Raw genomic sequence first — 571 nt, 5'->3', positions numbered from 1 at the left:
CGCGCAACCTCGTCGCGCCCTATTTGCGGCGCAAGGACGAGATCGCCCCGCTGCGCGACCGCGCCGCCTAAGCCCCCGCCAACATCGCGCGGATCCGCGCGGCCAGCGTGTCCATCGCGAACGGCTTGGCGATCAACGCCATGCCAGGTTCGAGCGGACCATCCCCGACCACCGCATTTTCTGCAAAGCCCGTGATGAACAGCACGGGCAGTTCGGGGCGGGACGCGCGCGCGGCATCAGCGACCTGCCGCCCGTTCATACCGCCGGGCAAGCCGACATCGGTGATAAGCAAATCGATTCGTCCCTGCGATTTCAGCACCTTAAGTGCCTGCTCGCCGGTTTCGGTCTCGATCGCTGAATAACCGAGTTCTCCGAGCAACTCCATGACGAGCATCCGCACGGTCGGCTCGTCATCGACCACCAGCACCGTTTCGCCCGCACCGACCGGGATCGCGGTCCCGGCCCCGGCGGCGATCAAGTCCGCCGCCTCGCCGATATGGCGCGGCAGCAGAAGCGTCATAGTCGTGCCCTGGTCGCGCACGGAATCGATCTGCACATGCCCGCCCGATTG

1 protein-coding gene is annotated in these 571 nt (G+C 66.4%); it reads right to left on the bottom strand.

Annotated features, from left to right (window positions below):
• Window positions 1-67: 67 nt before the first annotated feature.
• Window positions 68-571, bottom strand: a 504-nt coding sequence (locus tag AACY08_RS28255) for a response regulator (protein WP_339472394.1), incomplete at its 5' end; no start/stop codon positions are given.

The sequence above is a fragment of the Pseudomonas sp. EL_65y_Pfl1_R83 genome (assembly GCF_963970695.1).
Classification (GTDB): Bacteria; Pseudomonadota; Gammaproteobacteria; order Pseudomonadales; family Pseudomonadaceae; genus Aquipseudomonas; species Aquipseudomonas tritici.
This window is presented reverse-complemented; position numbering and strand designations above follow the sequence as displayed.